This is a genomic window from Flavobacterium sp. ACN6, from assembly GCF_002304005.1.
Lineage (GTDB): Bacteria > Bacteroidota > Bacteroidia > Flavobacteriales > Flavobacteriaceae > Flavobacterium.
In genome coordinates, this window is the sequence record NZ_MRCQ01000010.1 from 18184 (window position 1) to 44419 (window position 26236).

26 protein-coding genes are annotated in these 26236 nt (G+C 33.3%); 21 read left to right on the top strand and 5 right to left on the bottom strand.

Annotated features, from left to right (window positions below; translation table 11 throughout):
• The first annotated feature begins 363 nt into the window (after window positions 1-363).
• The 6 genes from BSF42_RS15590 (at window position 364) to BSF42_RS15615 (ending at window position 5940) form a co-directional block, all read left to right on the top strand.
• Entirely contained in the window at window positions 364-660 is a 297-nt protein-coding gene (locus tag BSF42_RS15590; protein ID WP_095954017.1) for a putative quinol monooxygenase, read from the top strand.
• A gap of 122 nt (window positions 661-782) precedes the next feature.
• Entirely contained in the window at window positions 783-1148 is a 366-nt protein-coding gene (locus tag BSF42_RS15595) for an NTF2 fold immunity protein (protein WP_141248467.1), read from the top strand.
• Between the two features lie 84 nt (window positions 1149-1232).
• Window positions 1233-1958 (top strand): gliding motility-associated ABC transporter permease subunit GldF, encoded by a 726-nt coding sequence (gldF, locus tag BSF42_RS15600; protein WP_095954019.1) that lies wholly within the window; start codon window positions 1233-1235, stop codon window positions 1956-1958.
• Window positions 1958-3643: a gliding motility-associated ABC transporter substrate-binding protein GldG gene (gldG, locus tag BSF42_RS15605; protein ID WP_095954020.1), complete on the top strand. Its 1686-nt coding sequence runs from the start codon at window positions 1958-1960 to the stop codon at window positions 3641-3643. Before gldF ends, gldG begins: the two co-directional genes overlap by 1 nt.
• A gap of 107 nt (window positions 3644-3750) precedes the next feature.
• The gene (gene dnaN, locus BSF42_RS15610) at window positions 3751-4869 is read left to right on the top strand and encodes a DNA polymerase III subunit beta (protein WP_095954021.1); all 1119 of its coding nucleotides are present in this window, start codon (window positions 3751-3753) and stop codon (window positions 4867-4869) included.
• Between the two features lie 441 nt (window positions 4870-5310).
• A complete protein-coding gene (locus BSF42_RS15615) occupies window positions 5311-5940 on the top strand; it encodes a DsbA family protein (RefSeq protein ID WP_095954022.1) in 630 nt (209 codons plus the stop codon).
• Window positions 5941-6026: 86 nt separating this feature from the next.
• Here BSF42_RS15615 and BSF42_RS22770 read toward each other — a convergent pair whose 3' ends face one another.
• Complete coding sequence (locus BSF42_RS22770) at window positions 6027-6158, bottom strand: hypothetical protein (protein ID WP_256385383.1); 132 nt, start codon at window positions 6156-6158, stop codon at window positions 6027-6029.
• 202 nt (window positions 6159-6360) lie between these two features.
• Between BSF42_RS22770 and BSF42_RS15620 the strand changes: the two genes are divergently transcribed.
• The 11 genes from BSF42_RS15620 to BSF42_RS15670 all read left to right on the top strand — a co-directional run bounded on the left by BSF42_RS15620 (window position 6361) and on the right by BSF42_RS15670 (window position 17567).
• Complete coding sequence (locus BSF42_RS15620; RefSeq protein WP_095954023.1) at window positions 6361-6636, top strand: hypothetical protein; 276 nt, start codon at window positions 6361-6363, stop codon at window positions 6634-6636.
• Between the two features lie 59 nt (window positions 6637-6695).
• Window positions 6696-7082: a YidH family protein gene (locus BSF42_RS15625; protein ID WP_095954024.1), complete on the top strand. Its 387-nt coding sequence runs from the start codon at window positions 6696-6698 to the stop codon at window positions 7080-7082.
• Between the two features lie 25 nt (window positions 7083-7107).
• Window positions 7108-8118, top strand: a complete 1011-nt coding sequence (locus tag BSF42_RS15630) for a ligase-associated DNA damage response exonuclease (protein WP_095954025.1) — start codon at window positions 7108-7110, stop codon at window positions 8116-8118.
• 66 nt (window positions 8119-8184) lie between these two features.
• On the top strand, window positions 8185-9786 hold the full coding sequence (locus BSF42_RS15635; RefSeq protein ID WP_095954026.1) for an ATP-dependent DNA ligase: 1602 nt from the start codon (window positions 8185-8187) through the stop codon (window positions 9784-9786).
• A complete protein-coding gene (locus BSF42_RS15640; protein ID WP_095954027.1) occupies window positions 9787-12246 on the top strand; it encodes a ligase-associated DNA damage response DEXH box helicase in 2460 nt (819 codons plus the stop codon).
• A gap of 6 nt (window positions 12247-12252) precedes the next feature.
• Window positions 12253-12909 (top strand): ligase-associated DNA damage response endonuclease PdeM, encoded by a 657-nt coding sequence (gene pdeM, locus BSF42_RS15645; protein ID WP_095954028.1) that lies wholly within the window; start codon window positions 12253-12255, stop codon window positions 12907-12909.
• 363 nt (window positions 12910-13272) lie between these two features.
• Complete coding sequence (locus BSF42_RS15650; protein ID WP_095954029.1) at window positions 13273-14094, top strand: STAS domain-containing protein; 822 nt, start codon at window positions 13273-13275, stop codon at window positions 14092-14094.
• 43 nt (window positions 14095-14137) lie between these two features.
• Window positions 14138-14512, top strand: coding sequence for an STAS domain-containing protein (locus BSF42_RS15655; RefSeq protein ID WP_253251080.1), 375 nt, complete (start codon window positions 14138-14140; stop codon window positions 14510-14512).
• Window positions 14493-14909 carry an anti-sigma regulatory factor gene (locus tag BSF42_RS15660; RefSeq protein WP_095954031.1) on the top strand — a complete coding sequence of 139 codons (417 nt, stop codon included), beginning with the start codon at window positions 14493-14495 and terminating at the stop codon, window positions 14907-14909. Before BSF42_RS15655 ends, BSF42_RS15660 begins: the two co-directional genes overlap by 20 nt.
• Window positions 14902-15915 carry a SpoIIE family protein phosphatase gene (locus BSF42_RS15665; protein ID WP_095954032.1) on the top strand — a complete coding sequence of 338 codons (1014 nt, stop codon included), beginning with the start codon at window positions 14902-14904 and terminating at the stop codon, window positions 15913-15915. The genes BSF42_RS15660 and BSF42_RS15665 overlap by 8 nt, the downstream gene beginning before the upstream one ends.
• Before the next feature lie 5 nt (window positions 15916-15920).
• Complete coding sequence (locus BSF42_RS15670; RefSeq protein ID WP_095954033.1) at window positions 15921-17567, top strand: ATP-binding protein; 1647 nt, start codon at window positions 15921-15923, stop codon at window positions 17565-17567.
• Window positions 17568-17646: 79 nt separating this feature from the next.
• On the opposite strand, the gene BSF42_RS15675 is transcribed toward BSF42_RS15670, so the two are convergent.
• Entirely contained in the window at window positions 17647-17940 is a 294-nt protein-coding gene (locus BSF42_RS15675) for a helix-turn-helix domain-containing protein (protein ID WP_095954034.1), read from the bottom strand.
• 436 nt (window positions 17941-18376) lie between these two features.
• On the opposite strand from BSF42_RS15675, the gene BSF42_RS15680 reads away from it, so the two are divergent.
• The 3 genes from BSF42_RS15680 to ric all read left to right on the top strand — a co-directional run bounded on the left by BSF42_RS15680 (window position 18377) and on the right by ric (window position 23379).
• Window positions 18377-20731, top strand: coding sequence for a mechanosensitive ion channel family protein (locus BSF42_RS15680; protein WP_095954035.1), 2355 nt, complete (start codon window positions 18377-18379; stop codon window positions 20729-20731).
• Between the two features lie 375 nt (window positions 20732-21106).
• Window positions 21107-22612 carry an L-aspartate oxidase gene (locus BSF42_RS15685; RefSeq protein WP_095954036.1) on the top strand — a complete coding sequence of 502 codons (1506 nt, stop codon included), beginning with the start codon at window positions 21107-21109 and terminating at the stop codon, window positions 22610-22612.
• Between the two features lie 35 nt (window positions 22613-22647).
• Window positions 22648-23379 carry an iron-sulfur cluster repair di-iron protein gene (gene ric, locus BSF42_RS15690; RefSeq protein WP_095954037.1) on the top strand — a complete coding sequence of 244 codons (732 nt, stop codon included), beginning with the start codon at window positions 22648-22650 and terminating at the stop codon, window positions 23377-23379.
• A gap of 330 nt (window positions 23380-23709) precedes the next feature.
• Here ric and BSF42_RS15695 read toward each other — a convergent pair whose 3' ends face one another.
• The 3 genes from BSF42_RS15695 to BSF42_RS22490 all read right to left on the bottom strand — a co-directional run bounded on the left by BSF42_RS15695 (window position 23710) and on the right by BSF42_RS22490 (window position 24904).
• The gene (locus tag BSF42_RS15695) at window positions 23710-23958 is read right to left on the bottom strand and encodes a hypothetical protein (protein WP_095954146.1); all 249 of its coding nucleotides are present in this window, start codon (window positions 23956-23958) and stop codon (window positions 23710-23712) included.
• Between the two features lie 255 nt (window positions 23959-24213).
• A complete protein-coding gene (locus BSF42_RS15700; protein ID WP_095954038.1) occupies window positions 24214-24720 on the bottom strand; it encodes a PRC-barrel domain-containing protein in 507 nt (168 codons plus the stop codon).
• 28 nt (window positions 24721-24748) lie between these two features.
• Entirely contained in the window at window positions 24749-24904 is a 156-nt protein-coding gene (locus BSF42_RS22490) for a hypothetical protein (protein WP_172426705.1), read from the bottom strand.
• Between the two features lie 318 nt (window positions 24905-25222).
• Here BSF42_RS22490 and BSF42_RS15705 point away from each other — a divergent pair, with 318 nt between their 5' ends.
• Window positions 25223-26122 carry a carbohydrate kinase gene (locus tag BSF42_RS15705; RefSeq protein WP_095954039.1) on the top strand — a complete coding sequence of 300 codons (900 nt, stop codon included), beginning with the start codon at window positions 25223-25225 and terminating at the stop codon, window positions 26120-26122.
• The last annotated feature ends 114 nt before the right edge of the window (window positions 26123-26236 follow it).

Sequence of the window (26236 nt, forward strand, 5' to 3'; positions counted from 1 at the left end):
ACGTTTCCCGCGGTGAAATTGTTGGAACGCAATGTATATCATGCTATGCATTACAACACGTTTCCCACGGTTGAAATTGTTGGAACGCAACGCATAGCACACAACACGTTTCCCACGGTTGAAATTATTGGAACGCAACGCATGGCACACAACACGTTTCCCGCGGTTGAAACCGCGGGCTATATTTGAAATACTGGGGCTATATTTGAGACAATATTTTTTATCTGATTCGAAAAAAAATAGACATTTATAATATTTCATTTTTTTCTTAAAACAACAATCAATTTTGGTATTTTTGCGCACCTGTAAGAATTAGATTTTCATATAATCTAAAATCTAAAATCAGCAATCTAAAATTACAATATGTTTGTCAGAATAGTAAAAATGAGTTTTCATGAAGAAAAAATCCCTGATTTTCTGGAGAATTTTGAATCTGTGAAAGAGAAAATACGAAATGCAGACGGAAATCGTTTTTTAGAATTGTATCAGGATAAAAATGACAAATGCATCTTTTTCACTTACAGTTATTGGGAAACCGAAGAAGATTTAGAAAATTACAGAAATTCTGAATTATTTAATACGGTTTGGAATTTTACAAAGAAATTATTTAATGCAAAACCAGAAGCGTGGAGCGTTGATAAATTGGTTAGCTTGAATTAGTTTCAAGTTTCAAGTTTCACGTTATATGCTTGACTTGAAAAATTTTGGTTATTTTAAACATAAAGGATCATTAGAAGGATTTTATAAATCGTACAGTTCGCAAAGCTTTGAGATTATGATATTTGAAAAAACAAAAAGCATTACCAATCCCAAAGGAGAAAGATAATATGAAGCGTTTAATTTTCGGAAAAGAGTATGCACGGGAACAATTAGATATTGCTTTATCAAATGAAGTACAACACAATTTTGTTAATGAAATTGACATACTTATAAAAGATAGTACCATAGCTTTGCAAATTGTAGAACCCATTCTCTTTAGTATCTATGAAAGAAAGAATATAGAAACTCAAAAACCATATGAAATATATCTATTGGATAATTACTGGGTTATATCTGGAACTTTAGAAATAGATTCTTATGGAGGAACTTTTCTAATAATTATTGATGCCAGAAATTCGCAAATAATTAAAATTACACATGGTAGATAATTTTATATCAAAATGAAAAATATGAAACAATTTACCAATTTAAACAATTCAACGATTACACAAATAAACGAATAAACCTTATACATGAAATCAATCATTTTAAGAGAAATAAAATCCTTTTTTGGCTCTCCTATTGGCTATTTAGTCATTGCGATTTTCTTAATCAGCAACGGACTCTTTTTATGGGTTTTTGAAGGAGATTACAATATTCTAAATTCTGGTTATGCCGATTTGACTCCATTTTTTACTTTGGCGCCTTGGATTTTAATTTTCTTAATTCCAGCAGTAACGATGAGAAGTTTCTCTGACGAAAAAAAACAAGGAACTTTAGAATTACTATTAACCAAGCCTTTATCGATTTGGGAAATCGTAAACGGAAAATTTTTCGGTTCTTTTTTATTAATCATTTTAGCTATTATTCCAACATTGATTTACGTAAAAGTAATTTCAGATTTGGGTGCGCCCGAAGGTAATATTGATATGGGAAGCACAATTGGTTCTTACTTCGGATTATTGTTTTTAATTGCTTCTTATTCAGCAATTGGCATCTTCACTTCTACCCTTTCAGAAAATCAGATCGTAGCTTTTATTATTGCTGTTTTCTTATGTTTTTTCTTTTATTTTGGTTTTGAAGGCTTAGCTTCTTTAATTCAGGGTTCGAATAATTTTGTAGCTGTTTTAGGAATGCAGAATCACTTTAAAAGTATGAGCCGTGGTGTAATTGACACACGCGATGTTATTTACTTTCTAAGCATTACAATCGCTTTTCTATCTTTTACTGTTTATCAACTAAAATCTTTTAAAGCGTAATGAAAGCATCTACAAAGCAAAATCTAAAAACATTAGGCATCACTATTTTTATTTTAGTTGTTTTAAATGTACTTGGAACCTTATTTTTTCAACGTTTTGATTTAACAAAAGACAAACGCTATACTTTATCGCCAACTTCATTAGGAATTATAAAACAAGTTCAAAATCCGCTTTCTGTAAAAATTTACATGGCAGGAGATCTTCCAGCAGATTTTAAAAGATTACAACAAGAAACGAAACAGTTATTAGAAGAATTTCAGGCGTATAATAAAAATATAGTTTTTGAATTTGTTGATCCTTTAGAAAATGAAGACGAAAGCGACGAACTGACAAAATCACTTTTCAAAAAAGGATTAACTCCTGTAAACATTACAGTTGACGACAAAGGAAAACAATCTCAAGCGATGGTCTTTCCTTGGGCAGTTGCAGTTTACAACAATAAAGAAGTAAATATTCCATTATTGAAAAATATAATGGGAGCTTCGACTACGCAAAAAGTAATCGGATCTATTCAGCATTTAGAATATTCAATTGCTGATGCCATAAATAAAATTACCAAAGACAAGCAGAAAAAAGTTGCTATTATAAGAGGTAATGGCGAATTGAAAGAAATTCATATTGCCAAAATGCTGGTGCAGATTAAAGAAAGCTACTACATTGGGCCTTTTACGTTAGATTCTGTTGCAACAGATCCAAATGGAACTTTAAATGCACTTAAAAAGTATGATTTAGCTATTATTTCAAAACCAACTGAAAAATTTACTGACGAGGAAAAAGAAGTTCTGGATCAGTTTATTATGAATGGCGGAAAAACGCTTTGGTTAATTGATCAGGTTGCTGCCGATATGGACAGTTTATACAATGATCAAGGCGCGGCTTTAGCTTATCCAAGAGATTTAAATCTAAATGATATGTTCTTCAAATACGGATTCAGAATTAATCCGGACTTGGTAAAAGACGAGCAAGGAACTCCTATAAAGCTGGCGACTGGCGAACAAGGAAGCGCAACACAATATCAGGATTTCGTTTGGAAATTTGCACCGCAGGTTTACCCAACAAGCGAACATCCAATTGTAAAAAATCTTGGAGGAATTAAATTTGATTTTACAAGCCCAATCGATACTTTGAAAAACGGAATTAAAAAAACGGTTTTATTGCAATCTTCACAGTACTCAAAAACTATCGGAGCGCCCGCAGAAATCAGTCTGAATATGGTAACCGAAAAATCGACTCCAGAAGAGTATGTGAATAAAGGAAATCTGCCGCTAGCTGTTTTATTAGAAGGATCATTCCACTCTGCTTTTGAAAACAGAGTTTTACCTTTTAAAGACAATTCTTTTGCAGCAAAAGGAAAACCAAATAAAATGATTGTTATTGCAGATGGAGATTTGGCAAGAAATCAACTAGACAAAAATAGAATGCCAGTTGAATTGGGTTACGATCAAAGAACTGGAAATTTGTACGACAACAAAGACTTCATCATGAATTGTATCAATTACCTTCTCGATGATACTGGACTTATTAACATTAGAAGCAAAGATGTAGAACTGCCTTTATTAGATAAAGAAAAAGTTTACGAAAGCTATAGTAATACCCAATTCATAACTATCGGAGTTCCAATTCTAATTTTATTAGTGTTTGGACTTGTATTTACCTTTCTTAGAAAAAGAAAGTACAGTAAATAGATGTTAATAAAAAAATTGCGAAACTAAGAATGTTTACGATATATTTGTAAAACCTTACTTAGTTGAAGAAAAACTGAGAAAAAGAGCAAAAAATAAAACAAAAGACGATGAAATTTATAGTATCGAGTTCGTACTTATTAAAACAATTACAAGTTTTAGGTAGTGTTATTAACAGCAACAATACACTTCCTATTTTAGATAACTTTTTATTTGAACTAGACAATAATGCCTTGACAGTTTCGGCTTCAGATCTTGAAACGACAATGTCAGCTACATTATCAATCGATTCTACAAGTAAAGGAAGCGTAGCTGTACCAGCTAAACTTTTGCTTGAAATTTTAAAAACTTTTCCAGAACAGCCGTTAACTTTTACTGTTGAGGATAACAATACAGTAGAAATCAGTTCAAATTCTGGTAAATATGCGTTGGCTTATGCTGCAGGAGAAGAATTTCCAAAAGCGGTAAGTCTTGAAGACCCATCTGTAACACTTGTTCCTGCTGAAGTTTTAGCAACTGCTGTAAGCAAAACTATTTTTGCTGCTGGAAACGATGATTTACGTCCGGTAATGTCTGGAGTTTTCTTCCAGTTCTCACCAGAAGGATTGATTTTCGTAGCAACAGATGCTCACAAATTAGTAAAATACGCTCGTACAGATGTAAAAGCTTCTCAAGTAGCAGATTTTATTATGCCGAAGAAACCTTTAAATATCTTGAAAAGTATTTTAGGTACTTCTGATGCTGAAGTAAAAATTGAATACAACGATTCAAATGCGACTTTCTCATTTGACAATTATATCTTAATGTGCCGTTTAATCGATGGAAAATATCCAAACTACGAAGCGGTAATTCCAAAAGAAAATCCAAACAAATTAATGATTGACCGTTCTTTATTTTTAAGTTCAGTTAAGCGTGTTGCGATTTTCTCTAACAAAACTACGCACCAGATTCGTTTAAAAATTGCTGGAGCTGAATTAAACGTTTCTGCAGAAGACATTGATTACTCAAACAAAGCAGAAGAAAGATTGACTTGTGATTATCAAGGAGATGATCTTCAAATTGGTTTCAACTCTCGTTTCTTAACAGAGATGTTAACTAACTTGCAATCTGACATGATTATGCTTGAAATGTCATTACCAAATAGAGCAGGAATTTTAACTCCTGTCGACGGTTTAGAAGAAGGAGAAACAGTTACTATGCTTGTAATGCCTGTAATGTTAAATAGTTAACATTAAAGTTTCTTTCTGTTACAGGGATATTTTTTAGTTTCAAATTAAAGATATATCATTGTAAAAAAAAAAAAGATATCGCTATTAACCAACCATTTTTTATACCTAGAAACCGCAATTCCTATAAAGAGTTGCGGTTTTTTATTTAGGTTATTTTGAGTTTCAGGTTTCAGGTTTCAGGTTTCAGGTTTCAGGTTTCAAGTTGATATACTGTGCGTATAATTTTTACCGCAAAGTGCGCTAAGATTTTGCTTCGGATTGTTTTAGAATGCTAAAGAACGCAAAGCTTTGTGTACTTATACTCTTTACTTTAGAGAAGAAAACTTTGTGATCTTTGCGTAAAATCTTAGCGCACTTTGCGGTAAAAATTACACGCAATCCATTTCAAACTGAAACCTAAAACTTGAAACCTGAAACATTTTTTTTCTTTAACTTTGTAATATGAAAATAGAAATTTGGTCGGACATTATGTGTCCGTTTTGTTATATCGGAAAAAGACAGTTGGAAAGTGCCTTAGAATCCTTTCCAAATAATGATTTTGAAATTGAATGGAAAAGCTTTCAGCTGGATCCAACCATCACTTCTGAACCAGATAAAGACGTTTATACGTTTTTAGCAGAAAGAAAAGGTATGTCGATCGAGCAATCTAAAGAAATGCACAAAGGCGTCTCAGAACGAGCTAAAAGTGTTGGTTTAGATTATAACTTTGATAAAGCTATTATATCCAATTCATTAAATGCGCACAGAATCATTCAGCTGGCGAAAACTAAAAATTTAGGCGATGAAATGGAAGAAATTTTCTTTAAAGCTTATTTTACTGACGGTGAAGATTTAAATAATGGTCTTACTTTAATAAAATTAGGAACAAAAGCAGGTCTGGAAGAAAACGAAATTAGAGAATTACTAGAAAGCGAAGATTTATTTGTAAAAGAAGTACAATCGGATATTAAAGAAGCAGGAGAAATTGGAGTTCAAGGCGTTCCGTTTTTTGTGTTCGACCGTAAATATGCAGTTTCCGGAGCACAGCCAGTCGATGCTTTTGTTCAAACAATTCAAGAAGTTTTAAAATAAACTTCTATTCTTATAAAAATTTAAAAGCGTGCTGTCTACAACTAGACAGCATGCTTTTATTATTTAGTTCTACAATAAACTAAAAATTAATGCCCAGCTTTACCTTTTGAATCTGTTGATTTTGTAGTTGAGCTTTTTCCTCTAGAACCAGAAGTTGATTTTTGAGTTTTTCCAGAATCTTTCATTCCAGATTTCGAATCTTTTCTTGAAGTTTCCATGATGTATAATTTTTTAAATTATTGATATACAAAGTTGCAAAATGGCTGGAAGTATTTTTTATAGAATTAAAATACAATTTTATAAAATAAAGAGCAGACAATAATGTAAGATTAAAACCAAATCCTATAATTTTTTTAATCATCTAATTTTCAAATTTGTATATATCCAAAAGTTGAAATTTATTCATTTAAAGTAACAGCTATGAAAACAAATAATAACATTAGATATACTGCTGAAACAGCAAATTTTAAATGCAGTAAACCGGATCATATTGATACAGCTCATGAAAATGAAGCTCTGGATGCAGAATTTACATCGGGACAAAACCCTGATACTACTTATAAAAATCAGTGTGATGACTTTTCTGATGACTCTTATGAAATTATAGAAAGCGGATTAAATACAGCTGAAGACAACACCCCTTTTTCAACTTATGACTGGGCAAATCCTTATGATAGTTATAATTTGGATCATTAAGATGAGAAAAACTCAAACCCGCCTTATAATAAATTTGAAAATTAAAAATACTGCTAGACATGTCGCCTAAAAATGATCAGGAAATTATGAATGAATACCTCTCTAATGAAAGAACTTTATTGGCGTGGCTTCGTACTGGAATTGGGATCATGGTTTTTGGATTTGTAGCTGTAAAATTTTCATTGTTTTTAAAACAGCTTCCGACAAAATATTTGGCCGAAACTATTGCACCCAACAGTAATTTCACGATTTACTTAGGAATTGGATTATTGATCGCAGGCGCTTTAACGATCCTCCTATCCTATTTAAGATATACTAAAACAGTCAAATTGCTAAAAGAAGGAAAGTACCAGTATTCAACCGCTATGCTTACCTTTATTACAATGATGCTTTTTGTTTTGAGTATTTCCTTAATTGCTTATTTAATTATTGCAGCAACAAATTAAATCTTCTAAGCTAATTGAAAAATAAATGAATGTACCACTTTTACAATTTAACGATAAAGGCATTTACTGTCAACAGGCGGATGTTTATCTTGATCCCTGGCGTCCGGTAACTAATGCTATTATCACACACGGTCATTCTGATCACGCGAGATGGGGACATCAAAATTATATCACACACTATTCGAACGTAGCCATCATTAAACATCGCTTGGGCGAAATTAATGTTACAGGAAAAGACTGGAATGAAACTTTTACTATAAACGGCGTTAAATTCTCTTTTCATCCCGCAGGACATATTATTGGCTCTGCGCAGATAAGAGTTGAATACAAAGGCGAAATTTGGGTTTTTACAGGTGATTATAAAACAGAAGACGACGGAATTTCCGTTCCTTATGAAGTCGTAAAATGCCATTCTTTTATAACAGAATGCACATTCGGACTCCCAGCCTTTAAATGGGAACCACAGGCCGAAGTTATGACTGACATTAATAATTGGTGGGCAGAAAATCGTGCAGAAGGAAAAACCTCTGTACTTTTTGGCTATTCTTTAGGAAAAGCACAACGTTTATTAAAAAATCTTGATCCCAACATTGGTCGCATTTACACGCATGGCGCGATTGAAAACATGACCGAAATTGTTCGTCCGTTAATTGATTTACCTGCAACGATAAGAGTAACGCCTGAAACCAAAAAAGAAGATTTATTAGGTAGCATAGTTATTGCACCGCCAAGTGCGCATGGCAGTACTTGGATCAGAAAAATGACTCCATTTGTAACGGGCTCAGCAAGCGGCTGGATGGCCTTTCGCGGCGCAAGACGCAGACGAGCCGTTGATCGCGGCTTTGTTTTAAGCGACCACTGCGACTGGACAGGATTACTAGAAAGTATTCAGGCAACTGGCGCCGAAAAAGTAATCTGCACACACGGTTATTCTGATATATTTTCAAAATATCTCCGAGAATTAGGTTATGATGCCAGAACTGCGAATACGCAATATGAAGGAGAAACAAACGACGTAACTAATGATGAATTGTGAAATTAATTGTAAATTGTTAATGGTGAATTGTTAATGCCCAACTCATAACTCATAACTCAAAATTAAATGAAAAACTTTGCCGAGCTTATAAAAACCTTAGATAGTTCTAATAAAACATCGGTAAAAGTTGATGCTTTGACGAATTATTTTCAAAAAGCAAGCGACGAAGACAAAGTCTGGACGATTGCCATTCTTTCGCATCGGCGTCCTCCCCGACCGGTTAATACGACCTTATTACGTTTATGGGCAAATGAATTGGCCAATATTCCACTTTGGTTATTTGAAGAAAGTTACCATATTGTCGGCGATTTGGCTGAAACGATCGCATTGGTTATTCCGACTACAAAGGAACATTCTGACAAAAGTCTGACCGAATTTTTACAAGAGATTATCGCTTTAAAAAAGAAAACAGATCCTGAAAAAAAAGAATATTTGCAGACGAATTGGCTAAACTTAAATTATTACGAACGTTTCGTTTTTACGAAGTTAATTACAGGAAGTTTCAGAATTGGTTTAAGTCAGAAATTAATGACTCGTGCGCTTTCTAAAGCTGAAATTATTGACGAAGATACTCTTGCCTATAAATTAATGGGAGACTGGAATCCGAATACGATCACTTTTAAAGAATTGATTTTAGACGAAAGAAGCAGCGATTATTTATCAAAACCATATCCGTTTTATCTGGCTTATCCGATTGAAGGTGAACTTTCAAATTTAGGAAATCCAGAAGATTGGAGTGCCGAACATAAATGGGACGGAATACGTTCGCAGACTATTATTCGCGAAAATGAAATTTATGTTTGGAGCCGAGGCGAAGAATTGGTAACCGACAAATATCCAGAATTTAATTCTTTCATCGGAATAATTCCAAACGGAACTGTAATAGACGGTGAAATTCTTCCTTTCATTGAAAATCAAATTGGTACATTTAATGATCTGCAAACCCGAATTGGGCGAAAAAATGTATCGGCTTCTGTTTTAAAAAATTCGCCCGTTATAATAAAAGCATATGATTTATTAGAATGGCAGGGAAATGATATTCGAAATCTGCCTTACGAAGAACGCCGTACTTTACTAGAACAATTATTTACAACTTTAATTGGAAAAGATATTCCGTTGCAGCTTTCCGAAAGATTTAATTTTTCAAATTGGGAAGACGTTACAGAAGAACGACTGAAATCCCGAGAAATGAAAAGCGAAGGTTTAATGCTGAAACGAAAAGATTCTCCATATTTAGTTGGACGAAAAAAAGGCGATTGGTGGAAATGGAAGATTGAGCCATTGGTAATAGATGCGGTCCTCACCTACGCTATGCGAGGCCATGGAAGACGCTCTAATTTATTTACCGATTACACTTTTGCTCTTTGGCAGGAAAATGAAAGTAAAGAACGTGAACTCGTCACTTTCGCGAAAGCCTATTCTGGCTTAACCGACGCCGAATTTAGAATGGTAGATGACTGGATCAAGAAAAACACATTGGAACGATTTGGCCCCGTAAGAAGTGTGACGCCCCAATTGGTATTCGAAATTGGTTTTGAAGGAATTGCACTTTCAAAAAGACATAAAAGCGGTGTTGCAACCCGTTTTCCAAGAATTTTAAGATGGCGTCACGATAAAAAAATCGATGAAGCCAATTCTATAGAAGATTTAAAAAATATGATATTATAAATGAATAGAGAGCAGTTATTTAAGATCGCCAGCGATTGGTTTGAAAATCAGGGATGGAAACCTTTTCCATTTCAGACTCAAACGTGGACTGCTTTTTTGCAGGGAAAAAATGGTTTGTTAAACGCTCCAACAGGAAGCGGAAAAACTTATGCACTATGGCTTCCCATTATTTTAAACTACATTAAAGAAAATCCGAATTACCAATCCAAGCATACTTCAGGCTTAAAAGCTATTTGGATTACGCCGCTCCGCTCTTTGTCTGTAGAAATAAAACAGGCCGCAGAAAGAGTTTTAAATGATTTAGATATAAAAATGACTGTTGGAATTCGTTCTGGAGATACTTCAGCATCAGAAAGAGCGAAACAAAAAGGAAAAATGCCAGATCTGCTCATTACTACTCCAGAAAGTCTTCAATTGCTTTTAGCATCAAAAGGATATGAAGCTGTTTTTAAAAACTGCAGTTCGATAGTTATAGATGAATGGCACGAATTACTTGGAACGAAACGCGGCGTACAGGTAGAATTAGGTTTATCCAGACTTAAAACTATAGCAAAAAATATTCGCATTTGGGGCATTTCAGCAACTATTGGCAACTTACAGCAAGCGCAGGAAGTTTTGCTTGGAATTGATTCTGAGGCGTACCATAATTCTGTTTTAATTAAAGCTGTAATTAATAAAAAAATAAAGGTCGTCTCAATTATTCCAGACAAAATGGACACTTATCCGTGGCGTGGTCATATGGGACTGCATTTGATTGATGAAGCAGCGAAAATTGTAAAAGCCAGTAAAACGACATTGATTTTTACGAATGTTCGTTCGGCATGCGAAATCTGGTACCAGCGATTATTAGAAAAATATCCCGAATTCGCCGGAGAAATGGCGATGCATCACGGAAGCATTGATCGAGAAACCCGACTTTGGGTAGAACAAGCCATTCGTAATGAAGAATTAAAAGTGGTTGTTTGTACTTCAAGTCTAGATTTAGGTGTTGATTTTGCTCCAGTTGAATCAATTATTCAGGTTGGCGGTCCAAAAGGTGTTGCGCGATTTATGCAAAGAGCTGGACGAAGCGGTCATCAGCCGGGAAAAGAAAGTGTAATCTACTTTCTTGCCACTCACGCCATTGAATTGATTGAAGCATCTGCCTTAAAAAAAGCCGTAGAAAACAGTGTAATAGAAGACCGTGTCCCGTATTTGAACAGCTGGGATGTTTTGGTTCAGTATCTTAACACTTTAGCTGTTTCTGATGGTTTCTTTCCAGATCAAATTTTTAAGGAAGTACAAGGCACTTTCAGCTATCAAACCATGAACAAGGAAAATTGGAATTGGATTTTAAATTTCATTACCAACGGAAGTCAAAGTTTACAGGCTTACGACGAATTCAAAAAAGTAGAAATTGAAGAAGACGGCCGTTATAAAATTAATAGCAGAATGATCGCTATGCACCACAGAATGCAGATTGGAACTATTGTAGGCGATGCGGTTTTAAATGTTAAGTTCATGAGCGGCGGTTATATCGGAACAATTGAAGAATGGTTTATTTCGAAGTTAAAACCGGGTGACACTTTTATTTTTGCGGGAAAAAAACTCGAACTGTTCCGTATTCGAAATATGCAGGTTTTGGTCAAAAAAGCAAGTGCGAAAAAAGAATCTAAAATTGCCAGCTGGATGGGAGGCCGTTTGGCACTGTCTTCTCAAATGAGCGAATTACTTCGTCAGGAATTGTATCGTGCCAACACAGATGATCTTTCACCTGAACTGAAAGCTTTGCAGCCTTTGTTTAAAAGACAGCGAAAAGAATCTATTGTTCCTGATACCAATGAATTTTTAATAGAAACTTTTAAAACCAGAGAAGGATATCATGCGATATTTTATCCTTTTGAAGGACGTTTTGTACATGAAGCATTAGCCAGTTTATTGGCATACCGAATCAGTTTGTTACAGTCCATCAGTTTTTCTCTGGCATATAATGACTACGGGTTTGAATTACTTTCTGATCAGGAAATTGATATTGAAGCAGTATTAGACAATAATCTTTTTTCAACAGAATATGTACATCATGATTTACAGAAAAGCTTAAATTCGACCGAAATGGCAAGAAGAAAGTTTCGTGATATTGCTGTAATCGCTGGATTGGTTTTTACTGGATTTCCTGGAAAAATGGTCAAAACGAAACATTTACAAAGTGGTTCTCAATTACTGTTTGAAGTTTTTAGGGATTATGAGCCAGATAATTTATTACTGCATCAGGCGTACCGCGAAACATTTGAACATCAGCTGGAAGAAGGGCGTTTGATTTTGGCTTTGGAACGAATTGCAAACCAGCAAATCGTCTGGAAACAATGTCTTAAACCTACTCCATTTAGCTTCCCTATCATTACAGACCGTTTGAGAGAAAAATTATCAAGTGAAACTCTAGCAGAAAGAATTCAGAAAATGACTGCTTCTTACATGAAATAATAATTTATGAAAATTGAAATTAATAACGAAGTATTCGAGCTTCATCCTACTGGCGCCCTTTATTGGGAAAGCAAAAAAACAGTCATTATTTCTGATCTTCATTTGGGCAAAGTAACACATTTTAGAAAACACGGAATTGCTATTCCACAAAGTGCTGTTTCAGAAAATTTTAGAAAAATTACAGAGGTTTTAGATTATTTCGTTCCTGAAAAAATTATCTTTTTAGGAGATCTATTTCACAGCACCAAAAATGCAGAATGGGATTTATTTGAAAATTGGGTTTTAGACAATAATTACGAAACCTATTTAATTACGGGAAATCACGATATTATTGATGAAAGTCATTATAAAAAAATCGGAGTTGTTGTAGTGGAAATGTTAGAAATCAATACATTTTTCTTTACTCATCATCCAACCGAAAAAGAAAACTTATTTAATTTTTCTGGACATATTCATCCTGGAATAATTTTGAGAGGTTTAGGACTTCAAAGCTTAAAATTACGTTGTTTTTTCAGGCAGCACAACCAAATGATTTTACCTGCATTTGGTGAATTCACTGGAAAGCATTTATTGAAGCCAAATTTAGACCACATTATATATGCAATCGCTGGAAATGAAGTTATTTTAATTAATAAGAAATACATAACTATCCATAATATTTGAAACTATTCTTAACCATTCTAATTTATTTTTTTTAAAGGTATTAATTATGCTCATATAAAGTTTTTCTTAAATAGTTATATTGAGCTTTTTGATTTTAAAAAATTATATTTCTTATTGTTATCGAATAGTAAAGTCTAAATTATTAGGATGTGTGTCCATCATAAAATATTCTTCATATAAATTGAATAGAAGAACAATGAAATGATTACTAAATATTAAGTAAAATAAATTCTAACTTAATAAATTATCACACTTTTAACAGTTAAACTGAATTTTACATTTTATCTGGGTTTTAACAAATCTTTTCTTAAAGTATGTTTAAATGTCTTATATTTGTTAGAGAAAATACCAAAATTAAAGCAAATGCAAAACAATATCCTAGGTGTCCTAAAAGAGCACGAAAACAAATTATTAACTGTATGGGCACAAATTCTTTCTGATATTGGAGCTAGTGATGGCGCTATGGAAGAAGAAGAGTCAAAAGAGTTCGCTTCTGTGTTTTTAACAGCCGTATCTAATGAAGATGCACGCGAGTTAGAAAAAGTAGAAGATCTTATAATTGGAATTTCAACTTCACGAGGAAAGCGTGGTTATTCCCCAAGAGAAAACGCTCAATATTTGACCTCTTTTAAAGAAGCTACTTCCAAAATTCTTTCGGAATTAATACAAGATCCTTCAAAACTTTACGAAGCCAATTTAAAATTGAATTCAGTTTTAGACAATTTGACTATTTTAACTTTTGAAGCCTTCATGAGAGGACGAGAAGATGTTATCTCAAGACAAGTTGATGAAATAAGTGAAATTTCGACTCCAGTTATTACTGTTTGGGAAGGTATTGTTGCTTTACCAATCATTGGTACATTAGACAGCTCCAGAACTCAGGTGGTTATGGAAAATCTTCTGCAGCAAATCGTAGACACAGGAAGCTCTATTGCAATTCTTGATATTTCAGGTGTTCCTGCAGTAGATTCACTTGTTGCCCAGCATCTTATTAAAACAGTTAGTGCAACACGTTTAATGGGTGCAGAATGTATTATTAGTGGAATTCGTCCAGAAATAGCACAGACTGTTGTTCATTTAGGAATTGATCTTACTGGAATCATTACAAAAGCATCTCTTGCTAGCGCACTTAAAACTGCATTTGACATGTTACAGCTTTCTGTTGTTAAAAGAAATAAATTGTAGATAAGATTTTATTATTCATATGGAAAGAATTCCAATACTAAAAATGGGGGATTTTCTGCTTGTTACCATACAAGTAGATTTGTACGATCAACTGGCAGAAAACCTCGAATCAGATTTAATTAATACTATAAGCAAACATAGCTCTAAAGGTGTATTAATTGATATTTCTGCAGTTTCTATAATTGACTCTTTTATGGGCCGAATTTTAGGGAATATTGCCGTTATGTCAAAAATAATGGATGCACAAACTGTGGTTGTAGGAATGCAGCCTGCAGTTGCTATTACACTTGTTGAATTAGGATTATCTTTAAACGGAGTCATAAGCGCCTTAAATGTTGAAAAAGGTATGGATCTACTACGCTCAAAAATGCAAAACAGCTATAATGAAGAGCACTTAGATGACAACGATAACGAATAGTAAAGAAGAGTCTCTTATTGTAAGGGAACAAGATGTGGTACCATTGCGCAATCGTGTAAAAGAGTATGGCGTAAAAATTGGTATGAGCATATTAAATCAAACCAAATTGATTACTGCCACAAGCGAACTTGTCCGTAACCTGCTCAAATATGGCGGTGGCGGCAAAGTCATCATAGAATCTGTCAGCAATGGCCGAGATAATGGTGTACGTGTAACCTTTATTGATCAAGGTCCCGGTATAGCCGATATAACACTGGCTATGAAGGATGGATACAGTACAGGAAAAAGCCTCGGCTTGGGTCTGCCAGGAACAAAAAGACTTGTTAATGAATTTGAAATTAAATCAGAACTAGGAAACGGAACTACCGTTACTATAACAAAATGGAAAAATGGATAATACGTTTTCCACTTATAAAATAGATGATCGAAGCCTTATTGCTTTTATAAAAAGAGAAATACATAATCTGGCCCTTCAACTGGGTTTTACACCTCACAGGGCCGCTGAAACAGATATTATTGTTGCAGAACTAACCTCAAATCTTATCAAATATGCTAATGGAGGGGAATTACTTTACAGAGCACATTTGGAAAATGGATACAATGAAATTGAGATTTATTGTCTTGATAAAGGTGTAGGATTTGAAAATGTTGCCAAAATAATGAACGACGGATATTCTTCTTCTAATACTCTTGGCCATGGATTGGGCTCGATTAAAAGATTAAGTAATGATTTTCAAATTTACTCCATGAAAAACTGGGGTTGTGTTCAATATGTTAGAATCTGCGAAAAACCCAATCTAGAATTACCTGCTCTTCAAACTGGAATCAGTCATGCTGCGATTGCAGTTAATTATCCAGGTGAAAAAATTTGCGGAGACGGATACCATATAAAATATTCTACTAGAGGTTTTCAAATCTTTGTTGGTGACGGATTAGGTCATGGAGAAAGCGCTGGAGAAGCTATACAAGCTGCAATAAAAATCTTTAAGCAATCTGCTGAAACAGAACCTTCAGCTATATTGCGGGATATACATTCTAGGGTAAAAAAAACCAGAGGATTAGTTGGAACAATAGCTTCAGTCGATTATAAATCGGAAACTTGGAATATTTGCGGTATAGGCAACATTAATACGAGAATTTATAACGGATTAGAAAATAAAACCTATACACCCTATAATGGAATTATAGGGCATAACATTCCGCGCACTTTAAACAGTACAATAGTTCCTTACAAAAGACATCAAATTATTGTTATGCATAGTGATGGATTACGTACCAGATGGAATCTTAATGATATGACTTCTATTCTTAAGCAGAGTTCATCCATAATTGCGTCAGCACTATTCAAAGAAAATGTGAGAGGTACAGACGACGCTACAATACTTGTTGGTAAAATAAATTAAGCCCCATGAAAGAGATCATAAAAATTAATCTTGATAACGAAATGGACTTAATACTAGCCCATAAGCGATGTATGAAAATTGCAGAAATGTGCGGTATGGCATCTTCTTTTCAAACAAGATTTGCAACAGCTGTTTCTGAAATTGCAAGATGCTCTATTGCCAAGGGTAAGGATTCTCTGCTTGTTTTGGGTGTGAATATTATTAAAAGCACACAAAAGGAAATTGCTGCAATTATAACAGACTCTGTTGATTTAAAAAACTGCAATCCAGAAGCATTTATTTATGCCTCTAAAATTTCTAATGATATGGAATATAGTTATTCTAATAATCAATCGATTACTAGAATAAGTCTGCCTATATCTTCTCCTGGATTACTTTCAGAAACCAAAATAAAAAGTCTTATTGACTATTTTAAATACGAGCCTCCTCTATCTCCTTACGATGAGATTAGAAAGAAAAATATCGAACTTATTGCTCTTTCAGAAAAACTGACAGAAAGCGAAAACAAATACAAACAACTGGCTAACACACTGCCAATTCTTATTTGTGTCATAAATGAACGTAATAATGTTTTATTGGTAAACGAATCTTTAGAAAAGTTTCTACTAAAGCCACTTCTTAATTTCGATAAAAAATCACTTCATAATTTTGTTCATCCCGATGATATCGATATAGTATTAGACGGATGGAGCAAAGCAAAAAGAAATCATTCTGTATTTTTTGGAGAAACCAGAATTAAAAATTCATCAGACTACACTTGGCATTTGGTTTCAATAACACCAAATAAAGCAGAAGACGGAACTTTTAATAACTGGCTGGTTTATTTTGTTGATATCAGCGCTCAAAAAATGATTGTTGAAACACTAAAAGACAATAGTGAACTAAAGATAATTCAGCATGAACTGGAAAGTGCAAATTCAAAACTTCTTTTCAAAAACAAAGAATTGGAGCAATTTGCGTATATAGCCAGTCACGACTTGCAAGAACCGCTTAGGAAAATCATGATTATGCTTTCGCGCGCTGGAGAACACTTAAGCGAAGATCAGAGAAAGCAGTATTATTTTGATCGAATTACGCTCGCAGCCGGAAGATTATCTAATTTAATTGCAGATGTACTTAACTATTCGCGAATTGATAATAAAGAAAAATATTTTGAACAAGTAGATCTTAATAATGTACTGCTGCAAGTTCAGGCCGACTTGAGTATGGTTATTGAAGAAAAAAATGCCATAATAAACGTGAACCCGCTTCCAAAAGTTTTGGGTCTGGATACACAGTTAGGTCAGCTATTTTACAATTTAATCAATAATGCACTTAAGTTTAATACTGCCCAGCCTACGGTAACAATTTCATACGGAGATGTTCCAAAAGATGAACATTTCGTCGCTAATCCCGAAAATTATGAAGTAATTTCTATTGCGGACAACGGAATTGGTATGGATAATAAATATTCTGCCCGCATATTTGATATGTTTCAACGTCTGCATGAGCGAGATCAATATGGAGGCAACGGAATTGGACTAGCGCTTTGCAGAAGAATTATTGAAAACCATAATGGTATAATTAATTTTAACAGTACACCAGATGAAGGAACTATTTTTTGGATTTATCTTCCAAAGAACAAAGTTTCATCTTCAGCTATTTTAAATTAGAAAGAGAGTTTATCTTTCTAATTTAAAATAGAATAGATCTTCTTTCATAATTCTTTACCACTGTTTGATTGCATATTAACTATGACAATCCTTCTAACTGCTGAAAAACAGGAATTAAAGCTTTTCCTTTTTCCGTCAAATTATATTCAATGTGCAAAGGCTTCAATTTAATGGTTGTTTTTTCTAAAAGTCCTTCTTCTTCCAGTTCTTTTAAAGCAGTAGCCAAAGATTGTTTATTTGATCCCTGAATTTGTCGCAGTAAACCATTAAATCGCAACGGAGATTCGACAGCCAAACGAAAAATTTCAGCTTTCCATTTACCCGATAATATTTTTAAAAGCCTTTGTGCTGGACAAGTTTCTATTTCTTCCATATTTTATTGTGTAGTCAAAAAAACTTGACCTCTTGTTTTGGAATGTTTTTTAATTAAATTTTGCGGAAATATTTAATGTAAAAATATAAAATGAAAACAAAGAAACCTAGTGAAATAACCATCGAGGATTTATTAAAAAAACAAAAGACTGTCGAGTTAATAATTTATATTCTATTAATTGTCACTGCTTTACTATTATTGATTATTGCTTTTCTATTTTAATATATTATTCTATTAATTTTACTTTTTTCATTTGATTATGATTACAATTTTGAATTCAAATTCATTTCAAAAAAATAAAAAATAAACCACTTTGAAAGACTCAAAATCGCAATCTGACGATTAAATATGGCGGAATGTCTAATTTAATTTTTTCTTTACGAAAAGTTTTGCAAAAAAAATTAAATTTGATCTCCCTAAATAAGCCATATACATTATGATTTTTCAAAAAAGAACTTTTAATTTTTTAACGCTGTTTTTATTTCTTTTCTATTCCGCGTTAAGTTATTCGCAAGAACAAAAACCTGTCAAAAAAGAAAACGCCGGCAGATTGTTTAATGACACAACGGCCACAGACAGCGATTATTTAATGGCGATTGAAAAAGCCGGAGAAGTGTTGGAATCTGCCTTTAACGACATCGATTTTCAAGGTGATACTCATCATCTTTTTGGCGAAATGAAACGCACAGAAAGCAAACTGAACCTTATTCTAGCCAGTCTAAAAGGAGCCAACCCAAATGTGCGTAACCAGCAGATGTATCGTATTGTTCTGCAGGAAATAGAACAGGAATTAGAAGAGCAGAATAAATCTATAAACGAGAGAAACCTTAATCTTGAAAAGATTAAAAGTCGTGTAATTGATCTTCGAAAAGACAAAACCCTAATTACTTTACTTAGAGATACTATTAAGCGCAAGCAATTCAAGAAAGAATTTGCCGATCTTAAAAAGAGATATGTTGGTACAGATAGTCTGATGACTAAAAACCAAACTGTTTTAAACAATAAAAAGAGATTAACCGTACAGCGAAAAATTGCTGTTTCGAGCGCTCTGGTAAATGTTGAAAGCAAACTTGAAAAATCAGGAATAAGTATTTTTAATAAAGAATACCCTTCCCTATGGCAGATCAGCGATTCTGCTATTGCTAAAAAAGTAACGCATAACATTAAAGCCAAAATTATAATTGAGGAAAATGTTGCCGCTTATTATCTCAGTTACAAAGCGGGCGGATTGATTACTTTATGTTTCTTCATGGGACTTTTGTTTTGGTACATTTCTAGAAACGTAAAATACCTAAAAGCAAATGGTTATTCTGAAAGTCTTTTACTTTTAAACTTCAAATATCTAAATCGCGGTGTTTTACTGCCGGTTTTGGTTATTGCTTTAAACATTGCCGTTGTTACCAATTTATATGCACCGGCATTATTTTTAGAATTATTACAGCTTATTCTGCTTGCAGTTTTAACCGTACTTTTCAAAAATCAATGGTCGGGAGTTTCCATGCGAAACTGGCTTTTCCTTTTAGGACTATTCTTTGCACTTTGCTTTTTGGATTTGTTTATTACCATCGGATTATTGCAGCGTTTTGCATTTGTAGCCATTAATCTTTTGGGTATTAGATACGGTTTAGTTCAAATTAAAACACTTAAAGAAGAACTTTATATAAAAGGCTTTTTTAAGTGGGCAAGTATAATTTTTATTGGCTTAAATGGCTTATCAATTCTTTACAATTTGTTTGGAAGGGTTTCGCTTTCTAACATGTTAACTATTACAGCATTTATTTCTCTTACTCAAATCGTTGCTTTAAGTGTAGTATTGAAGATAATTTTAGAGATTATTCTTTTGCAGATTTACACCACTAGAGTTAAAAGAGGAATAGAAAAAATGTTTGATTACGAAAGTTTGTCCGATACTTTAAAGAAACCTTTTATTATTGTAATCAGCTATATGTGGATTATTGTAATCGCATCAAATCTGAATATTTGGGAATCCCTTCGCGCTTCTTTTCAAAAGATATTAAGTCATCCTAATACAATTGGAAGCATCACTTTTACACTTGGTAATATTGTTTTATTCTTTATCATTATCTGGGTTGCCCATTTATTGCAAAATTATGTTGCTTATTTCTTTGGTGAAATTGATGATGAAAACGAAGAAAACATCAACAAAAGACAGCATTCAAAATTATTGATTACCCGATTAGTAGTTTTAATCAGCGGTTACCTTCTTGCCGTTGCTGCTTCTGGAATGCCGTTAGACAAACTGAGTATTCTTTTAGGAGCTTTAGGTGTCGGTGTCGGACTTGGACTTCAAAATGTAGTAAACAATTTTGTATCGGGAATTATATTGATTTTTGATAAACCAATTCAAATTGGTGACGTTGTCGAGATTAGTTCAGAATCAGGTCGTGTAAAATCGATGGGACTTCGTACAACCAAAATTAATGCGCCAAATGGAGCCGAAATCATTATTCCGAATGGTAATTTATTATCTCAAAATATTACCAACTGGACATATACGGATAATTTTAAATTAGTAGAAGTTACTTTTGAAATCGTAGGCGAAACCATTCCTGAAGAAATTAATTTAACGGTAAACGAAACACTCGCCAATCTGCCAATGGTAAATAATTCAAAACCATCACAGATTTATTACAGTGCTATTTCTGACGGAAAATATAAAGTGCTGATCAAATTCTGGTGTAGTATTTACCGAACAGAAGAAACGATAAGCTCTGCAAGACAAGAACTTTATACTAGTTTTAAAAATAAAGGCTTGAATTTTTCTAGTTAGAACTAATAAAGAAACATTCTGGTTATTTAAAAAGCTGCAACTCATTTAGGGCTGCAGCTTTTTTATTTATCGTTTATCCTAAATAGTATTATTCAAAGAACTTTCACTCCGTATAAAATAAAAAAAATAAATATCTAACAGTATGATTAGAATCATGTTTTGAAAATAATAATGATAATACATTTACCCTATTAAAATTAAATACTTAAAATAATTTCACAAATAAGAAGCACTAGCGATTGCACTAATTGTAAAAAGATATTAAGACTTAAAAATAAAAGTTCTGAAATACAGCTCTCGGAGATACTTACAAAAAGAAGCCATTGAAAGAATGTTTGAATTATCATAAAAACGCCAACTCTAAATCAAAATAACATGCTAACAACAGATATACTTGTCATAGGTTCTGGTATTTCGGGATTGTTCTTTGCTATAAAAACGGCAAAAAAACGTCCAGACTTATCAATTGTTATAATGACTAAAGAAACTGCGAAAAAAACTAATACTGAGCTCGCGCATGGCAGAATTGCAGTAGTAACAGATCTTATGAAAGATAGTTTTAGTCAGCATATAGAGGATACGCTTCGCTCTGGAGGCGGTTTATGCGATAAAGAAATTGTCAAAATGGTAATTACACAAGCACCCGATAGACTGAAAGAATTGATTGAAATGGGAGCTTCATTTGATCAAGACGAAAACGGAGAATGGAATTTGGGTCTTGAAGACGGACATTCACAACATCGAATACTCCATCATAAAGACAGTTCTGGATTGGAGCGAAAACTGCTTAAAATCATCAAGAAGTTACCAAATATTGAACTTTGGGAAAACCATATGGTTATTGACTTGAACACCGAATTCAAAAGAAATAAACCTACTTGCACGGGAGCCTTTTTTTATGATAAAAAGCATAACAAAATAAAATACATTAGAACCAGAGCCACTGTTTTAAATACTGGAGGATGCGGCCAGCTTTTTGAAAACACAACGAATGAGAAAATTGTAACGGCAGACGGAATTGCAATGGCGGCGCGTGCTGGAGCAGATATTGTAGACATGCAGTATATTCAGTTTCACCCAACTGCATTGTTTACTGGAAAAGAAAATCCGATGTTTTTAATTTCGGAAGATGTTAGAGGTTTTGGCGCTCATATTATAAGTGAAGACGGAAAAAGATTTCTTTTTAAGTATGATATCAGAGGTGAATTGGCAACACATGACATTGTTTTAAATGCCATTAGCAAAGAACTTCAATTGAGTTCAAAAGAGCATGTGTATTTAGACTGCAGGCATTTAAATGCTGCAGATTTTCAAAATCACTTTCCAGCAATTACAGCACATTGCAATGAATTGGGAATACGACCTGAAAAAGATTTAATCCCGATTGTCCCTGCAGCACATTATCAGTGTGGCGGTATACAAGTTGATCAGAATGCAGCGACCTATATCAAAAATCTTTATGCAATTGGTGAATGTGCAAGAACGGGGCTTCATGGTAAAAATCGTTTGGCCTCAAATTCCCTTTTAGAAGCTTTGGTATTTGCGCATCAAGCTTCAGAAAATGTAGATAGAACCATTGCTGGATTTACTTTTTCTACTAAAATATTAATTCCGAAGTTTCCAAAAGCTGAACAAGCAAACGATTATCATGCTTTTGAAATTCTGAAAAAAGAACTGCAAAAACTGGTCACTTCTTTTTATACCAGTGAAGAACGTGATTCCGAACTGGCTTTTGCGAAAATAAAAATGTTAAACGATACAGCAGTCTCATTTACAAAATCACATGAAATTACAATTCCTTTTATTGAATTTTCGAATATGATTGCGGTATCATTAATCATTATAAAACAATGCACAGCGGCAAAGAAACAAATGTACTGAAAACAAAATAGAAACTGATAGAATCCTTAACCACAATGAAACTAACAAACAAAACAACAATTGGTGAAATCGCAGCAGATGATTTTAGAACAACAGCTGTTTTTTCCAAATATCATATTGATTTTTGCTGCAAAGGATATCGAACAATCGAAGAAGTGTGTAAAAAAAGAGACATTGACGAAAACATCTTGATGGAACATATTGAAAAAGCCAGAACAAGTTCTGCCAATCAATCTTTTGATTTTAAAACTTGGCCTGTAGATATGATTGCAGATTATGTTACCAAAACACATCATAAATATGTGGAAGAAAAATCACCTATTATTCTTCAATATTTAAACAAATTATGCGGTATTCACGGCGCGGTGCATCCAGAACTTCATGAAATACATATTATTTTTTCAAAGTCTATTATGGATTTAACAGCACACATGAAAAGAGAAGAATTGGTCCTTTTCCCTTTTATTAAAAAAATGCGAAGTGCACAAAGCAAAGGAACTTCATTTGAAACGCCGGCATTTTTTAGTATCGAAAATCCGATTACGACCTTAAAAGAAGATTATATTACAGAGGGCGAACGTTTTAGAAGAATTGCCTCTTTAACCAATAATTATAAGCCTCCAATTGATTCGTGTGTTACGTATAAAACCGTTTTTACCATGTTAGAAGAATTTGATAAAGATTTAAAGAAACATATTCAAATAGAAAATAACATACTTTTCCCAAAGGCAATTGAGTTAGAAAAAACCTTTGAAAAAGTTTTCTAAATAAATAAAATGGAAGAAGGTTCTGCTCATAGGAATGGCGACAATACATATCCAAGATTTGGATTGTCTACCAAATACTGCGTTGGTTGGAGCTGCGCGTGCTGGTCACGCGTGGCTATGTCGCGAGCAGACCTCTTTTATTTTTGAAAGCGATTATATAGATGAATTCATTTTACTTCAAATAAATCAGTATCAATTTCTATTATTTTAAAATCTCAAAACAAATAATATCAAATAAATATTGGCTACTATTTTAATAATAACTTTAATTCAATTTCATAAAATCGTTACAAAATTAAATTTTACACCGACTATTTAAACAGCGGAAGGTTATCTTAAAACACTTATTGTATTTGCTAAATCTTCTTTCATAATAAAATCTTTAATGAATTCTTGAACTTCACCTCGAGCTTCCATTTTTGTTTCAAATGAATTAATATGAAATTCATCATCCTGATCGCTGATATGTATAATTTCAGTATATCCTTTTGAGATCAAACTGCCTTTTAATTTAATAATATTGAACTGTTGTTTTCCATTCAGCTCTTTACGCACCTGCAATTGTATAGCTTTTCCCATATATAAATAATTTTCACAGTAATTAGCTGTCATTCAATTATAAATTTATAATAATTAATGAATGGATATAATATTTTAACACAGGGTACAACCTATTATTTATCAACAGTTTATGAACATATTTTTTCTATGTTATTAATAACTGAAAATTAAGATCCAAATGAGTTAAAAAAAAGATCAAACATTTAAATGTTTGATCTTTTTTTTAATTTATAATATGATGGTTATCCTTTTAAGGGGTTGCAATGAATTGTATTATCTATTGTCAAATTCTCTGCGATTATAAAAAGTGTCATCTTCACTATCGTAACCAATTTCATCCTCAGGATAATAGGAATTCATTACTCTTTTTTCATAATTCCTGTCAAAATTGTTCAGCCTGTTATACCTGCTTGTGTTTCTAAAAGTATCGTATCCAATAGTATTGGCCATGACAATTTTCGTGTCTTTATTTATACTTACAGATCCAATCGGTATGATAATATGACTGTCTCCATCCTTATAAATAAATTCCTTTCCATTGTCGTTTGCTATAGCGTCGTGCACCTCATTGTGGCGGTCATCTATTAACGATTTATCTACATTTACATCTAAATAAACAACGCGCTGCATATCTTTATTAACCCAAAGATTGTCAATTTTACCGATAGTTCGGTTATCAGCATCTACTATTTTCCATCCTCTTACATCAGAATAATTTGAAGCAATCTTATAATCTGAAAGTTCGTCTAGTCTGTATAAATTTCTATCTTTATTTTCCATAATTCTTTATTAATATTAAATTGATTTTCTACTCTGCAGGTGTAGTGTTTTCGATTTCAACACTGTTATCAGTTGTAGTTTCATGATCTTTCAAAAAGATGTAGTATATAAGTGCTGCGATTAACAAAACCACAACAATCCAAGGCCATACCGGCTTTTTTTTCTCAATTTTAATTTCTGCCATAACTTATTTATTTTTTGATTATAGAATAGTTTTAATCTAATCTTAAAGGTACAAACGAGAATATACTGTGACGTATTTAATTTCAGGTGGATGTTACACAATTCCCAGTATATTAATCCATTATACAATTTACCCACGTAATATTTTACTACTTCTACATCTTACCAAATAAGTTTATTCTCGCAGCATACATAATATCGAAATCTATTTATTTAGGCATTTCGAATCAACAACAGTTTGCACAGGCCAGTAAACTTTCTTAATTTTATAAAATAGGGCGATCCAAACAGCCTAAATAATTTACAAAAGAGAAATTAGATGATTAACAACAATAAACTTAAAGCTGTCGCTTTCGGAGAAGTACTGTGGGATATTTTTGGAAATGAAAAAAAGATTGGCGGCGCACCACTAAATGTGGTTCTTCGCATGAAAGCTTTAGGCGCCGATGTAAATATGATAAGCTGCGTTGGTGAAGACCTAGATGGAGAGGAAATTATTTCAGAGATAAAAAGATTGGGTTTAGATACAGAAACCATCTTAAAATCAGACGATTTCCCGACTGGATTGGTAAATGTAACCTTAGATGAAACGAAATCTGCTACTTATGAAATCCTTTATCCATCGGCCTGGGATAAAATTATTCTAAACGAAACTGCTAGGGAATCGGTTCAAAATGCAGACGTTTTAATCTACGGAAGTTTGGTTTGCAGAGATGAGGTTTCAAGACAGGCTCTTGAAGAATTACTGCACACTAATGCATATAAAGTTTTTGATGTTAATTTAAGAAAACCTCATTATACTTACGAAATTCTGCAACAATTAATGCAGTCGGCAGATTTTATAAAATTTAATGATGAAGAAATTACGGAAATAAGTCAGGCCTTCGATTCTCCTTTCACTACAATAGAAGAAAACATGAATTTTATATGTTCTTTTACCAATGCAAAAGCCATCTGCGTCACAAAAGGAAAATATGGCGCTCTGTTGTTATGGGATAAACATCTTTATTCAAATACAGGTTATACCGTTACAGTTGAGGACACAGTTGGCGCAGGAGATTCTTTCTTGGGCGCTTTAGTGACATCCCTTTTAACTGGAGAAGAACCACAGCAGGCTTTAAATTTCGCCTGTGCAACGGGTGCATTGGTTGCAGGATCTGCTGGTGCAAATCCCACAATTGAATTAGAAGAAATTGATGCTTTAATAAATAGAAATTAGAAATAAACCCAAAAGCCTGACCAAAAAAAGTCAGGCTTTTTTTATAGTTATTACATGGAAAACATCTGTAAAACATGGGAACTATGTAAATTAAAACTGTAATTATTTCTTCCA

Excerpts from the sequence above, each read along its gene's own strand:
- BSF42_RS15590 (WP_095954017.1), top strand. The coding sequence starts at position 364 with ATGTTTGTCAGAATAGTAAAAATGAGTTTTCATGAAGAAAAAATCCCT.
- gldF (WP_095954019.1), top strand. The coding sequence starts at position 1,233 with ATGAAATCAATCATTTTAAGAGAAATAAAATCCTTTTTTGGCTCTCCT.
- gldG (WP_095954020.1), top strand. The coding sequence starts at position 1,958 with ATGAAAGCATCTACAAAGCAAAATCTAAAAACATTAGGCATCACTATT.
- dnaN (WP_095954021.1), top strand. The coding sequence starts at position 3,751 with ATGAAATTTATAGTATCGAGTTCGTACTTATTAAAACAATTACAAGTT.
- BSF42_RS15615 (WP_095954022.1), top strand. The coding sequence starts at position 5,311 with ATGAAAATAGAAATTTGGTCGGACATTATGTGTCCGTTTTGTTATATC.
- BSF42_RS22770 (WP_256385383.1), bottom strand. The coding sequence starts at position 6,158 with ATGGAAACTTCAAGAAAAGATTCGAAATCTGGAATGAAAGATTCTGGA.
- BSF42_RS15620 (WP_095954023.1), top strand. The coding sequence starts at position 6,361 with ATGAAAACAAATAATAACATTAGATATACTGCTGAAACAGCAAATTTT.
- BSF42_RS15625 (WP_095954024.1), top strand. The coding sequence starts at position 6,696 with ATGTCGCCTAAAAATGATCAGGAAATTATGAATGAATACCTCTCTAAT.
- BSF42_RS15630 (WP_095954025.1), top strand. The coding sequence starts at position 7,108 with ATGAATGTACCACTTTTACAATTTAACGATAAAGGCATTTACTGTCAA.
- BSF42_RS15635 (WP_095954026.1), top strand. The coding sequence starts at position 8,185 with ATGAAAAACTTTGCCGAGCTTATAAAAACCTTAGATAGTTCTAATAAA.
- BSF42_RS15640 (WP_095954027.1), top strand. The coding sequence starts at position 9,787 with ATGAATAGAGAGCAGTTATTTAAGATCGCCAGCGATTGGTTTGAAAAT.
- pdeM (WP_095954028.1), top strand. The coding sequence starts at position 12,253 with ATGAAAATTGAAATTAATAACGAAGTATTCGAGCTTCATCCTACTGGC.
- BSF42_RS15650 (WP_095954029.1), top strand. The coding sequence starts at position 13,273 with ATGCAAAACAATATCCTAGGTGTCCTAAAAGAGCACGAAAACAAATTA.
- BSF42_RS15655 (WP_253251080.1), top strand. The coding sequence starts at position 14,138 with ATGGGGGATTTTCTGCTTGTTACCATACAAGTAGATTTGTACGATCAA.
- BSF42_RS15660 (WP_095954031.1), top strand. The coding sequence starts at position 14,493 with ATGACAACGATAACGAATAGTAAAGAAGAGTCTCTTATTGTAAGGGAA.
- BSF42_RS15665 (WP_095954032.1), top strand. The coding sequence starts at position 14,902 with ATGGATAATACGTTTTCCACTTATAAAATAGATGATCGAAGCCTTATT.
- BSF42_RS15670 (WP_095954033.1), top strand. The coding sequence starts at position 15,921 with ATGAAAGAGATCATAAAAATTAATCTTGATAACGAAATGGACTTAATA.
- BSF42_RS15675 (WP_095954034.1), bottom strand. The coding sequence starts at position 17,940 with ATGGAAGAAATAGAAACTTGTCCAGCACAAAGGCTTTTAAAAATATTA.
- BSF42_RS15680 (WP_095954035.1), top strand. The coding sequence starts at position 18,377 with ATGATTTTTCAAAAAAGAACTTTTAATTTTTTAACGCTGTTTTTATTT.
- BSF42_RS15685 (WP_095954036.1), top strand. The coding sequence starts at position 21,107 with ATGCTAACAACAGATATACTTGTCATAGGTTCTGGTATTTCGGGATTG.
- ric (WP_095954037.1), top strand. The coding sequence starts at position 22,648 with ATGAAACTAACAAACAAAACAACAATTGGTGAAATCGCAGCAGATGAT.
- BSF42_RS15695 (WP_095954146.1), bottom strand. The coding sequence starts at position 23,958 with ATGGGAAAAGCTATACAATTGCAGGTGCGTAAAGAGCTGAATGGAAAA.
- BSF42_RS15700 (WP_095954038.1), bottom strand. The coding sequence starts at position 24,720 with ATGGAAAATAAAGATAGAAATTTATACAGACTAGACGAACTTTCAGAT.
- BSF42_RS22490 (WP_172426705.1), bottom strand. The coding sequence starts at position 24,904 with ATGGCAGAAATTAAAATTGAGAAAAAAAAGCCGGTATGGCCTTGGATT.
- BSF42_RS15705 (WP_095954039.1), top strand. The coding sequence starts at position 25,223 with ATGATTAACAACAATAAACTTAAAGCTGTCGCTTTCGGAGAAGTACTG.